Annotated in this window: 9 protein-coding genes; 2 read left to right on the top strand and 7 right to left on the bottom strand. The window is 65.0% G+C overall.

What is annotated here, in order from left to right; translation table 11 throughout:
* Positions 1 to 113: 113 nt before the first annotated feature.
* Positions 114 to 1,133 carry a LacI family DNA-binding transcriptional regulator gene (locus tag IDT60_RS16015; protein WP_164205145.1) on the top strand — a complete coding sequence of 340 codons (1,020 nt, stop codon included), beginning with the start codon at positions 114 to 116 and terminating at the stop codon, positions 1,131 to 1,133.
* A 126-nt stretch (positions 1,134 to 1,259) separates the two neighbouring features.
* Here IDT60_RS16015 and IDT60_RS16010 read toward each other — a convergent pair whose 3' ends face one another.
* The 4 genes from IDT60_RS16010 to IDT60_RS15995 all read right to left on the bottom strand — a co-directional run bounded on the left by IDT60_RS16010 (position 1,260) and on the right by IDT60_RS15995 (position 6,567).
* Complete coding sequence (locus IDT60_RS16010) at positions 1,260 to 2,600, bottom strand: ABC transporter substrate-binding protein (RefSeq protein ID WP_191079795.1); 1,341 nt, start codon at positions 2,598 to 2,600, stop codon at positions 1,260 to 1,262.
* A gap of 70 nt (positions 2,601 to 2,670) precedes the next feature.
* Positions 2,671 to 3,504, bottom strand: a complete 834-nt coding sequence (locus tag IDT60_RS16005) for a carbohydrate ABC transporter permease (protein ID WP_191079794.1) — start codon at positions 3,502 to 3,504, stop codon at positions 2,671 to 2,673.
* Between the two features lie 77 nt (positions 3,505 to 3,581).
* Positions 3,582 to 4,520 carry a carbohydrate ABC transporter permease gene (locus tag IDT60_RS16000; protein WP_191079793.1) on the bottom strand — a complete coding sequence of 313 codons (939 nt, stop codon included), beginning with the start codon at positions 4,518 to 4,520 and terminating at the stop codon, positions 3,582 to 3,584.
* The gene (locus tag IDT60_RS15995) at positions 4,504 to 6,567 is read right to left on the bottom strand and encodes a beta-galactosidase (protein ID WP_191079792.1); all 2,064 of its coding nucleotides are present in this window, start codon (positions 6,565 to 6,567) and stop codon (positions 4,504 to 4,506) included. Before IDT60_RS15995 ends, IDT60_RS16000 begins: the two co-directional genes overlap by 17 nt.
* 215 nt (positions 6,568 to 6,782) lie before the next feature.
* On the opposite strand from IDT60_RS15995, the gene IDT60_RS15990 reads away from it, so the two are divergent.
* Complete coding sequence (locus IDT60_RS15990) at positions 6,783 to 7,799, top strand: LacI family DNA-binding transcriptional regulator (protein ID WP_191079791.1); 1,017 nt, start codon at positions 6,783 to 6,785, stop codon at positions 7,797 to 7,799.
* A gap of 8 nt (positions 7,800 to 7,807) precedes the next feature.
* Here the strand turns inward: IDT60_RS15990 and IDT60_RS15985 are convergent, their stop codons facing one another.
* The 3 genes from IDT60_RS15985 to acs all read right to left on the bottom strand — a co-directional run bounded on the left by IDT60_RS15985 (position 7,808) and on the right by acs (position 11,850).
* Positions 7,808 to 8,593 carry a DeoR/GlpR family DNA-binding transcription regulator gene (locus tag IDT60_RS15985; RefSeq protein WP_191079790.1) on the bottom strand — a complete coding sequence of 262 codons (786 nt, stop codon included), beginning with the start codon at positions 8,591 to 8,593 and terminating at the stop codon, positions 7,808 to 7,810.
* A gap of 111 nt (positions 8,594 to 8,704) precedes the next feature.
* Positions 8,705 to 9,736: a Gfo/Idh/MocA family protein gene (locus IDT60_RS15980; protein ID WP_191079789.1), complete on the bottom strand. Its 1,032-nt coding sequence runs from the start codon at positions 9,734 to 9,736 to the stop codon at positions 8,705 to 8,707.
* Between the two features lie 107 nt (positions 9,737 to 9,843).
* Positions 9,844 to 11,850 carry an acetate--CoA ligase gene (acs, locus tag IDT60_RS15975; protein ID WP_191079788.1) on the bottom strand — a complete coding sequence of 669 codons (2,007 nt, stop codon included), beginning with the start codon at positions 11,848 to 11,850 and terminating at the stop codon, positions 9,844 to 9,846.
* Positions 11,851 to 11,913: the final 63 nt, after the last annotated feature.

The following is an 11,913-nucleotide window of genomic DNA, read 5'->3' as shown; positions in this document are numbered from 1 at the left end:
TCCAATTGATGGCGTGTTGACTCGAGTAGATTGCAGGTGGGACACTGGGCTCTGACGCGGAGCGCTCGCCGGGTGTGCTCCCGGTCGAAAGTCAGGCGGTTAGCATGAACACCATGACCACTCCCGCAGTGCAGGCTCCGCGTGGCCCTGTGACCCGCAAGGATGTTGCCCGGTACGCCGGCGTCAGCACCGCCGTCGTCAGCTACGTGGTCAACGGCGGGCCCAAGAAAGTCGCTCCGGCCACCGAAGCCAAGGTGCAGGATGCCATCCGGGTGCTGGGCTACCGGCCCAACGCGGCCGCCAGGGCCCTCAAGCTGGGTTCCAGCGAGACGCTGGGCCTGATCATCCCGGACAACACCAACCCGTTCTTCTCGCTGTTCGCCCACGCGGTGGAGGATGCCGCCGCGGAGCTCGGCTATGCCCTGGTACTCAGTAATTCCGACGGCAACCTCGCCAAGGAGCGGCGCAACATCCGCAACCTTGCGGCCCGGCAAGTGGACGGGGTGCTGCTGGCCAGCGTGCTCTTCGAACCCGATCTTGAAGTCCTGGAGCGGGCTGACATCCCGGCGGTCCTGCTTAACCAGGAGCGGGACGCGCCGGGGTTCAACAGTATTGGCGTGGACCTAGCCGCCGGCGCCCGGATCGCCGTCGAACACCTCATTGGCCACGGCCACACAAACATCGGCCTGGCGATGGGAACCAACGTGTCGGGCAGCACCGACGGCCGCGAGGTGGGCTGGCGCCAGGCGCTGCAGGACGCAGGGTTGCCTGAAGGTCCCATTGTCTACAGCGGCTTCACCTGGCCCGGCGGTTACCTTGCCGGGCAACGCCTGGTTGCCTCAGTGAACAGGCCCACTGCCATCTTTGCTACTTCTGACACCCAGGCGGTGGGCCTGTTGCGTGCCGTGCATGAAGCCGGGTTGGCGATTCCGGGTGAGGTGGCCGTGGTGTCATTTGACGGTTCCATCGAGGCTGAATACTCGTGGCCGCCGCTGACCACGGTGGAGCAGCCTGTTGCTGCCATGGCGGAAGCCGCCGTGGCGGCACTGGTGGGTGCCGCCCGTGGGGAAAAGCCGCGGCACAGGATTTTTCCCACGAAACTGCTCGTCCGCCAGTCCTGCGGCTGTCCCTGAAACCCCCCCCGTGAGCCTTTTCCGCGGCTTCCGGTGGTTCCTTAAACAGCAATCCACCACCTCCGCGGGCTGCGGAGGCGGTGGATTGCCTGTCAGGAACTCAGGGCTAAGTTACAACCCGAAGAGTCACTCCTTGACGGGGATGGACTGGGACTTCAGCGAATCAATTGTCTTCTTCTCACCGTTCCGGAGCGCGTCCAGGAGGGTTCCGCTGCCGCCGGCGGCCTTGCCGAATCCGTCCGAGACGTCCGTGTAGGTCTGCGTCATGGTGGGGCCCCACGTGAAGTTCGGATCTACGTTCGCGGAAGCCTCGGCAAACACTTCATAGATCTTCTGGCCGCCAAAATAGTCCACGCCGCCGGTGAATGCGTCCAGGTCAGTGGCCGACTTGGCCGCGGGGTAGAGGCCGCCCAGTTCGTTGGCCAGGGCAAGGGCTTCAGGATCGGTGTTCAGCCACAGTGCAAACTTGGACGCCTCATAGGGGTGCTTGGAACCCTTGAGGACAGCGGTGGAGGAGCCGCCCCAGTTGCCGGCCGCCTTGCCGCCCTGTTCCCACTGCGGCATGGGGGCAACGGCCCACTTGCCTGCGGTGTCCGGAGCGCCGCTTGCCAGTGTTGAGGCGCCCCACACTGCGGAGACCCAGGTCCACTGCTGGCCTTCATTGAAGGAAGCGTTCCACTCGTCCGAGAAGGACGGCAGCGTGGAGACCTGCTTCTTTGCCAGCAGGTCCTGCCAGTAAGTGGCTACCTTCGCGGACTCCTCCCCGGTCAGTTTTACCTCCCACTGGTCATTGGCGCTGGAGAACCACTGCCCGCCGGCCTGCCACACGTTGCCGGCGAACCAGTTGACGTCGCCGCGCGGGAAGTTGGTGATGTAGGAACCGCGGGCCCTGATCTGCTCAGCGGCGGCAGCGTATTCGTCCCAGGTGGTGGGAACCTTGATGCCCGCCTCCTTGAAGAGGTCGGCACGGTAGAACATGGCCATGGGGCCGCTGTCCTGCGGGACTGCATAGACGGCGTCCGCCTCATTGAAGGTGACCTGGCCCCAGGTCCAGTCCACAAACTTGTCCTTGGCGCCGGCCACACCCTCGCAGGCAGCGATGTTCTCCAGGCCGTCCTGGACGCGGAAGTTGGGCAGTGCGTCGTACTCGATCTGGCCAAGGTCCGGGGCGTTCCCGGCCTGCAGCTGGTTGAAGAAGTTCTGGTACGTTCCCGAGTTGCCGTTGGGGCCGGTCTGCACCTTGACCTGGATGTTCTCGTTTTCCTTATTCCAGAGGTCCACCACTTTGTCCATGCCTGGAACCCACGTGGTGAAGGTCAGTTCGACCGGGCCGGAAGCCGGCTCGCAGGAGGCTGCGGCCGCGTCGGCCGTTGTGCCTCCTTCGCCGCTCCCGCCGGAGCAGCCGGCGAGGGCCAGCGCTGAAGCGATGGCAAAGGCTGCAGTGGCTTTTCCGTAATGCGCGCGCATTTCTTTTCCTATCAATGGGGTGTTCCCGTGGCGGCCGCCGCAGGACGTTTTTTGGGGGATGGCGGGGGAGCTACTTGACGCTTCCAGCGCCAAGCCCGCTGCTCCAGAAGCGCTGAAGCGCAAGGAACGTTCCGATGAGCGGGAGGATCGAGACGAGTGCGCCGACGATCACCAGGACGCGGAGTTCGGGAATCTGGCTGATCTGGCTGTTCCAGGCGTAAAGGCCAAGGGTCACGGGGAACAGCACCTGATCGCGAAGCATGATCAGGGGCAGGAAGAAGTTATTCCAGATGGCGACAAACTGGAACAGGAAGATGGTCACGAGCGCCGGTGCCATGAGCCTGGTGGAGACGGTGAAGAACGTCCGGATTTCCGAGGAACCGTCGAGCCGGGCCGCCTCCAGGAGTTCGGTGGGAACGCTGGCCGCCGCGTAAATCCGCGCGAGATAGACGCCGAAGGGACTGACCAGGCTGGGCAGGAACACGGCCCACAAGGTGTTTGTCAGTTTCACTTCGCTGAAGATCAGGAACAGCGGCAGGGCCAGGGCAGTGGCGGGAACCAGCACACCACTGAGCACGATGTTGAAGATGGCCTCCCGGCCGCGGAACTCGTACTTTGCCAGGGCATAGCCGCACATTGCGGCGATGAGCGTTCCCAGCAGGGCACCGAGCCCCGCGTACAGGGCGCTGTTGGCCAGCCAGCGTCCGAAAACGCCGTCGCCATAGGTGAAGAGGCTGCCCAGGTTGGCCAGGAACGTGGACGTGGAATCCGCGGTGAACCACAGCGGCGCGGTGCTTGTGATCTCGCCGCCGGTCTTGGAGGAGGAAACCAGGAGCCACCAGATGGGGGTCAGGAAGTAGAGCGTGAAGACCCCCATGATGAGCATCGCTGCGCTGCGGGACATGATGCTGTGCCGTGGACCGCGGGGGTTGGCCTGACCGGGGGTAGGCGAACTTTCTGTGGCCGTTGCCGCTGCTGCACTCACTGGGAGACCTTCCGCTGGGTTGCCTTGAGGAAGACGAATGAAAGAACGAATGTGGCCAGCGCCAGCACCACCGAGAATGCTGCGGCCAGGTTGTAGTTCGGGACCGAGGCTGTGGTGTACACCGCCAGGTTGGGGGTGAACGTGCTGCTGATGGCTGAGCTGAAGCTGCGCAGGGTCTGGGGCTTGGCGAGCAGCTGGAGCGTACCGATGATGGAGAAGACGCCGGTGAGGATGATGGCGGGCACCACCAGCGGAACCTTGATCTGCCAAGCGATTTGGAAGTTGCTGGCACCGTCCAGGCGGGCGGCTTCATAGATTTCAGTGGGGATGGCCAGAAGGGACGAATAGATGATGAGCATGTTGTAGCCCACGTACACCCACGTCACGATGTTTGCTACAGCCCACAGCACCAGCTCGGCCGAGAGAAAGTTCACCTCGGAGGTGATGGCATCAAACGGGGAGAGTGACGGCGAGTACAGGAAGCCCCACATGATGGCGGCAATAACCCCGGGGACCGCATACGGGGCGAAGAACGCCAGGCGGAAGAACTTCTTGCCCTTCAGCAGGGGAGAATCGAGCAGCAGGGCGAACAGAAGGGCCAGGCCCAGCATGATCGGTACCTGGACCACTCCGAACAGGAGCACCCGTCCCACGGACTCCCAGAATTCGCTGTTCTGGAACACCTGCTGGTACTGGACGAACCCGCCGAAAACCTGTTTCGGCGGGCCGAAGGTTCCTTTGCGCTCCACCGTCAGCAGCGACTGCACCACCGCAAAGATAATCGGGACGGCGTAGAAGGCCAGGAAGAGCACGCCGAACGGCGCGACAAACAGGAAGACGGCCCGGCGCTGGGCCCCGGTAGTTTTGGCTTTCCGGTTCTTCGGCGCCCCCAGGGCCGGTACCGGTGCCGTGCTTGGTCTAGTCACTTTCAACATCCTTTTGGCCGGTGGTGAATCCAGCGGTTTGGGGTACGGGGTTGGCAGTGCGGACGACGCGCACGGCGCCCGCAGGAATGGCGACGGCGTTGGAGACGTCCTCGCCCACAATCAGTTCGCGGCCGTGCGCAGGGTACTTGTGCTCTTCCTCGGAATGGTTGATGAGGAACACGTAACTGTTGTCGGTGCCTGAGCGGACAACCACTTCCAGTCCCTCCGGAGCGATCAGGGCCCTGACGCCCGCCTCGGCGGCGGCATCGGTCATGACGGTTCGCAGCGCCGCCGGGTCAAGAGCCGTGCCGACATACCAGGCGGCCCCGGCTCCGTAGGTGTTGCGGGTGACGGCGGGTGTGCCGGCCAGGTGTCCCGCCGTGAATGACAGCCTTGCTTCGGCACCTTCGAGCCGCATGGCCTCAGTCCACAGCGTGGCGGTGGAACCGTTGTCCAGCGCCAGTGCCTGTCCCGGCGGCAGGGGGTAGAACTCCTCGGAGCGGATCCCCAACAGGTTCCGGAACGCTCCCGGGTAACCGCCCGTGAGCACCTTCTCGTTCTCATCCACGATGCCGCTGAAATACGTGACGACGGCGGTTCCCCCGGTCCGGACGAATTCGGTCAGTACTGCGGACTCACTGTCCCGTACGAGATACAGCCCGGGAACGATAGCCAGTTTGTAGTCCGAGAGATCGGCGCCCGGGGCGACGACGTCCACGGTGATGCCGGATTCCCGGAGTGCCCTGTACGTGGCGTGGACCTGATCGAGGTAGCCAACATCGGAGGAGGGGTGGGACTCCTGGTCATAGGCCCACCAGGCCTCCCAGCTGAACACCAGCGCGGCGTCTGCCCTGACCGTGGTCCCGGCTACCTCGGCCAGCGTCTCGAGGATGCCGCCCAGTTCCAGGACCTCGCGCCAGATCCGTGAATCTGTTCCGGCATGGGGAAGCATGGCCGAGTGGAACTTTTCGCTGCCTTGGACGGAGGCGCGCCACTGGAAGAAGCAGAGCCCGTCGGCTCCGCGTGCCACGTGGGCCAGGGAATTGCGCAGCATTTCACCGGGGCCCTTGGCGATGTTGCGGGGTTGCCAGTTCACGGCAGAGGTGGAATGTTCCATCAATAGCCAGGGCTGGCCCTGGCTCAGCCCCCTGGTCGCGTCGGCGGCGAAGGCGAGTTCGGTGGCGGGGTCAGCAAGCCGGTGGTCCAGGTAGTGGTCGTTGGCGATGACATCCATGTGGGGCGCCCAGGACCAGTAGTCCTGGTTGCGGATGTGGGCGGCCACCATGAAGTTGGTGGTCACCGGAACGCTGCTGTGCTGCCGGAGGACCGCGGCCTCTGCCTGGTAGTAGCCAAGCAGTTCGTCGGAGCTGAAGCGGTGGAAGTCCAGGACCTGGGTGGGGTTGTTTGTGGAGATGGTGGTCCGGGGCGGAAGGATTTGCTCCCAGGCAGAGTACCGCTGGGACCAGAAGGTGGTGCCCCAGGCCTTGTTCAGCGCATCCAGGGTGCTGTAGCGGGCTTTGAGCCATCCACGGAACGAGGTGGCTGAGACGTCGCAGTAGCACAGGGCGTTGTGGCACCCGAGCTCGTTGGACACGTGCCACAGGCGGACGGCAGGATGGGCACCGTAGCGGCGCACCGTCTCACTGACCAGCCGGAGGGCGTGTTCCCGGTACCGCGGGGAGCTGGGGCACCAGGCCTGGCGTCCGCCGGGCCATGCCACTGTTCCGGACGCTGACCGGGGCAGGATTTCCGGATAGAGGGCGGTCAGCCATGCGGGGGTGGAAGACGTTCCGGTGCCCAGATTCACGCCAATGCCGCTGGCGTGGAGCAGGTCGAGGATCTCGTCCAGCCGCTCGAACGTGTACGTGCCGGGGGAGCTTTCCAGTTCGGCCCAGCCAAAGATATTGACCGCTACCAGGTTCACGCCAGCCTGGTTCATGAGGCGGACATCTTCCTCCCAGACCGCGCGGTCCCACTGTTCGGGGTTGTAATCGCAGCCGTACACGAGCTTTCCGTTCCCGGAAAGTTGTTTGACGGGTGTTCGGGTGGGGCTCAACCCTGCTCCTTCGGCTTGCAGCAGGCGTGCCGGCCGAAGGAGTGCTCCCTGGGACATGGACGCCGTTGTCGTCTAATCTGTGAACGTTCCCAGAGCGGCGCAAACTTCTGAGGGCCGGGTTGGTGTGGGAACGTTCACAGACTATAGGCGGGCTTTCGTTCATGTCAACGGTTTGGCCAAAGATGCGCAGGCTGGGCCTCCGCTACAGTACTGGTATGGCCCATACCCGCACCCGTGCCCGCCGCGCCACCATCAATGATGTGGCGGACGCTGCCGGGCTCTCCCGCGGCACCGTTTCACGGGTGGTGAACGGGGAAAAGTACGTCTCCGATGAAGCCCGGCTGGCGGTGGAAGAGGCCATTGCCAGGGTGGGCTACGTCCGCAACAACGCGGCCAGGAACCTGGTCAAGCAGGAATCCCGGGCCATTGGCCTGATCATCCACGAGCCGCACTCGCTGCTCTTCGAAGACCCGAACATCGGCTCCATCCTGCTCGGTGCCAACGAAGTGCTGTCAAAGGCGGATTACCAGCTGGTATCCCTCATCATCGACTCGGACCGCGACAGCCGCCGGGTGGCGGATTACCTGCGCGGCGGCCTTGTGGACGGTGCGGTGATCATCTCGGCCAGGGCGTCGGATCCGATAGCAGCCGCTGTTGCCGACATCGGACTTCCCGCCGCCTTCGTGGGCCACCCGGACGGCACTCCGGACCTGCCTTACGCAGCCATCGACAACGTGGAGGGCGCGCGCAGCATCACCAGCAGGCTGCTCCAGACGGGCCGGCGGCGGGTGGGCATGATCGCCAGTGCGCTGGACCGTGACTCCGGCCAGGACCGCCTTGCCGGGTTCCGGGCCGCCATGGGCGACAGCTTCGATCCGGGGCTGGTGGTCGAATATCCCCTCTACACCTATGCAGCAGGGCTGGAAGGGATGCAGGAACTGCTGCGCCGCGATCCTGCCGTCGACGGCGTCTTTGCAGCCTCCGATGCCGTGGCCGCAGGGGCAATGACAGCTCTGCAGGAAGCCGGCCGGCGGGTACCTGAAGACGTGGGCATCGTTGGTTTCGATGACAGCAGCTGGGCGCTGCGCTGCAGGCCCCAGCTGTCCACGGTGCGCCAGCCGGCGGACCTGCTGGGAAGTGCGGCCGCTGAGCTTGTGCTGGCGCAGCTTTCGGGACAGCCCAGCCCGCCGCGGGTCCTGGAAACCGCCATAATGTGGCGCGATTCAGCCTGAGGCGTGCCCTAGACAGGAACCACCCTGAGCCGGGTGCTCTCACTGATCTGCCGCTGCGCCTCGGAGCCCAGGCCTGAATCGCTGATGACCTCGTCGGCGTCGTCCAGGGCTGCGATGGTGCTGATGCCCTGGAGTCCCCACTTGGTGTGGTCGGCCAGGACCACGGTTTTGCGCGCAGCCGCTATGAAGGCCCGGTTGGTTTCGGCTTCAAGCAGGTTCGGGGTAGTGAATCCTGCCTCCGCGTCCATGCCGTGCACTCCCAGGAACAGCACGTCCAGGTGCAGCTGCTTCAGCGCCGCCGTCGCGATGGGTCCAACCAGGGCGTCCGACGGCGTGCGCTCGCCGCCGATCAGGATCACCGTTGAGCTGAAGCGGGGGACTCCCGCCGCGGCAGCGTGATGAAAGAGATCGGCAATGCGCACCGAGTTGGTGATCACGGTGATCCGCGGACCGTTGACCAGTTCCTTGGCCAGCGCCCATGTGGTGGTGCCGGCGCTGAATCCGACGGCCATGCCCTCGTGCACCAGGCCAGCGGCCGCCAGCGCAATGGCCTTCTTTTCGGCTGTCAGCTGGGTGGATTTGAGTTCAAAACCGGGCTCATGGGTGCTGACATCGCCGGGGATTTTGGCGCCGCCGTGGATGCGCTCCAGCCGGCCGCCTTCCTCGAGAAGTTCAATGTCGCGCCGCACGGTCATGAGGGAGACACCCAACTGCTGTGCCAGGTCCGACACCCGGACAACCCGCTCCCGCTGGACGGCGTCCACAATGGCCTGGTGACGTGCAGCGGGGAGCATCAGGGGATCCTTCAGAACGGCGGTCAGGGCTGGTCCCAGTCTAGGGCGTGCAGTATTTTGGCTGCTTGAGCCGCCCACGCGGAAGGGGGAGCGGCCTGAACGGCGGAACCTTCAGCTGACGCCTGCCCCAGAACGCAGCGAGGGTTCAGGTGCCCCCTCCTGTGTCCGCGCTGCGTGGTCCAGTGCCTCCAAAACCCGAGCGTTGTTTGCCGCGTCCGTGAGGTCATAGCGGAGCGGTGTACCGTTCAGGACGCTGTCGGCGAAGTGTTCGCCCATCCGGACGAAGTGGTTCGCGCCGCCCTTGATCGTGTGACGGATGGTGTCCTGCCCGAAGTGATGCTCCTCCAAAACCGAATCCTCCTCCAGGAGCCCAAAAGGATTGTCGAGATAGAGCCGTCCCTCAGTTCCGGTTACTTCCAGGAAGTTACGGCGCTCGAGGTTGACTCCCGTATCAAAAAGCGCGGTTGCGCCGCCGGGAAAGCGGAGCATGCCCGCAATGCTCGTGTCGATCCGGCCGCCGTCGTTGGCGTCCCGGTAGTTGCCAAAGGCGGCGACGTGAGCCGGCTCCTGCCCCGTGACCATCCGGCTCATGTTGACGACGTAGCACCCGGTATCAAACAGTGCGCCGCCACCGAGCCCTGCATACCAGCGGATGTTATCGTCTCCGCCCGCGTCAAAGGAGTGCGCGACGTGGACAAATGTCAGCTTGCCTACCGCGTCGGCCGCCAGCAGCTCCTGCAGCTTTTCGAAACGCGGGTGGAAACGGTACATAAAACCTTCAAGGACCTTGAGCCCGGTCTCCCCGGCCTTGCGCGCAATCTCCCCGCACTCGGCGGCGCTCATCGCCAGGGGTTTTTCGCAGAGGACATGCTTGCCTGCGTCCAAGGATTTGAGGATCCACTCACGGTGCAGTGCATTCGGCAAGGCGATGTACACGGCGTCGATGTCCGGCGAAGCGAGCAGCGCCTCGTACGAGCCGAACGCCTGCGGGATGCCGTGCCTGGCAGCGTATTCCCGGGCCTTTTCCTCGCTGCGGGAAGCAATGCCCGCTACCTCGCCGTTTCTCGTTTCCTGCAACGCCGGAATCGTCTTGCGGACGACTCGGGCGGTACCCAGGACGCCCCAACGCACATTCCCACTCATTGAACTCCCCCTCCAGGAACGGCCCCGGCATCGGTGGCGGGTGCACGCGACTTCAAGCTAACATGCCTGACGCTTCTGCCCGCCGGTCCGGGGCCGCTCCTGTCTCCTTATTTCTTGAGCGACGCGGCGATCTGGGCCATGACGGTGTTGTCGGCGAGGGTGGTGGCGTCGCCTACTTCGCGGCCTTCTGCGACGTCCTTGAGGAGGCGGCGCATGATCTTGCCGGAGCGGGTCTTGGGCAGTTCCGGGACCACGAGGATGGTTCTGGGTTTGGCGATCGGGCCGATTTCCTTGCCGACGTGGTTGCGGAGTTCCTGGACGATGGCGTCGCCGGAGTCCACGGCGTCGCCGCGGAGGATGACGAAGGCGACGACGGCCTGGCCGGTGGTTTCGTCCGAGGCGCCCACCACGGCGGCTTCGGCCACGGCGGGGTGGGAGACCAGGGCGGATTCGATTTCGGTGGTGGAGAGCCGGTGGCCGGAGACGTTCATGACGTCGTCCACGCGGCCCAGGAGCCAGACGTCGCCGTCCTCGTCCTTCTTGGCGCCGTCACCGGCGAAGTACATGCCCTCGAAGCGGGACCAGTAGGTGTCCTTGAACCGCTCAGGATCGCCCCAGATGCCGCGGAGCATCGCCGGCCAGGGCTCCCGGATGACCAGGAAGCCGCCGTGCCCGTCAGGGACGGATTCGCCCATCTCGTCCACGACGTCCACGGCGATGCCGGGCAGCGGTGTCTGGGCGGAGCCGGGTTTGGTGGCGGTCACGCCGGGGAGCGGGGCGATCATCTGGGCGCCGGTTTCGGTCTGCCACCAGGTGTCCACGATGGGGGTCTTGTTGGCGCCGATGACGTCCCGGTACCACATCCAGGCTTCGGGGTTGATGGATTCGCCCACCGAGCCGAGGACGCGCAGGGAGGACAGGTCGTACTTGTCCGGGATCTCCCGGCCCCACTTCATGAACGTCCGGATCGCGGTGGGGGCGGTGTAGAGGATGGAGACCTTGTACTTCTCGATGATCTCCCACCAGCGGCCCTGGTGCGGGGAGTCCGGGGTGCCCTCGTACATGACCTGGGTGGCGCCGTTGATGAGCGGGGCGTAAGCGACGTAGGAGTGCCCGGTGACCCAGCCGACGTCGGCCGTGCACCAGTACACGTCCGTCTCGGGGTGCAGGTCGAAGACTGCCTTGTGGGTGTAGGCGCCCTGGGTGAGGTACCCGCCGGTGGTGTGCAGGATGCCTTTGGGCTTTCCCGTGGTGCCGGACGTGTAGAGGATGAACAGCGGGTGCTCGGAATCGTGCCCGACGGCGGTGTGCTCGGTTGATGCCGCCTCAACTGTGTCCGCCCACCAGTGGTCCCGGCCTTCGTGCCAGTCCACGTCCTGGCCGTTGCGCTTGACCACCACGACGTTCTGGACAGTGTGGCCCTCGGCGGCGAGGGCGTCGTCGACAGCGGTCTTCAGGGAGCTGGGCTTCCCGCGCCGGTAGGTGCCGTCGGCGGTGACCACCAGTTTCGCTTCGGCATCCTCGATCCGGGACCGGAGCGCGTCGGCGGAGAACCCGCCAAACACCACCGAGTGCACGGCGCCGATCCGGGCGCAGGCCAGCAGAGTGATCACCGCTTCGGGGATCATGGGCAGGTAGACGGCCACCCGGTCGCCTTTGGCCACGCCGAGGGACTCGAACGCGTTGGCGGCCTTCTTCACCTCGTCGGTGAGCTGCGCGTAGGTGTAGGTGCGGGTGTCCCCGGGCTCGCCCTCGAAGTAGATGGCCACCCGGTCGCCCAGGCCGTTCTCCACGTGCCGGTCCAGCGCGTTGTAGGCCGCGTTGACCTCTCCGCCGACGAACCACTTGGCGAACGGCGGATTGGACCAGTCAAGGGCCTGGTCGAAGTCCTTGGACCAGGTCAGCAGCTCGCGGGCCTGCCGGGCCCAGAAAGCCGGCCGGTCGGCGTCGGCCTCAGCGTAATCGGCTGCGGTGACAACGGCGTCGGCAGCAAATTCGGGGCTCGGGGGGAAGGTGCGGTTCTCATGGAGCAGGTTTTCAAAGGCGTCGCCCTGCAGGCTCTGCTCAGCGGCTTTGGGGGCAGTGGCGGTGGCGCCGGGAGTGTCCTGGGACATTGGTGAACCTCATCATTCATCGGTCTTTGCTGCGGCCGGCCGTCACCTCGCCGTGCTCCGCCA

Source organism: Pseudarthrobacter sp. BIM B-2242, from assembly GCF_014764445.1.
Taxonomy (GTDB): Bacteria; Actinomycetota; Actinomycetes; order Actinomycetales; family Micrococcaceae; genus Arthrobacter; species Arthrobacter luteus_A.
This window is presented reverse-complemented; position numbering and strand designations above follow the sequence as displayed.

Coding starts and splice junctions, on each gene's coding strand:
- IDT60_RS16015 (WP_164205145.1), top strand. CDS start 114: ATGACCACTCCCGCAGTGCAGGCTCCGCGTGGCCCTGTGACCCGCAAG.
- IDT60_RS16010 (WP_191079795.1), bottom strand. CDS start 2,600: ATGCGCGCGCATTACGGAAAAGCCACTGCAGCCTTTGCCATCGCTTCA.
- IDT60_RS16005 (WP_191079794.1), bottom strand. CDS start 3,504: ATGTCCCGCAGCGCAGCGATGCTCATCATGGGGGTCTTCACGCTCTAC.
- IDT60_RS16000 (WP_191079793.1), bottom strand. CDS start 4,520: ATGTTGAAAGTGACTAGACCAAGCACGGCACCGGTACCGGCCCTGGGG.
- IDT60_RS15990 (WP_191079791.1), top strand. CDS start 6,783: ATGGCCCATACCCGCACCCGTGCCCGCCGCGCCACCATCAATGATGTG.
- IDT60_RS15985 (WP_191079790.1), bottom strand. CDS start 8,593: ATGCTCCCCGCTGCACGTCACCAGGCCATTGTGGACGCCGTCCAGCGG.
- IDT60_RS15980 (WP_191079789.1), bottom strand. CDS start 9,736: ATGAGTGGGAATGTGCGTTGGGGCGTCCTGGGTACCGCCCGAGTCGTC.
- acs (WP_191079788.1), bottom strand. CDS start 11,850: ATGTCCCAGGACACTCCCGGCGCCACCGCCACTGCCCCCAAAGCCGCT.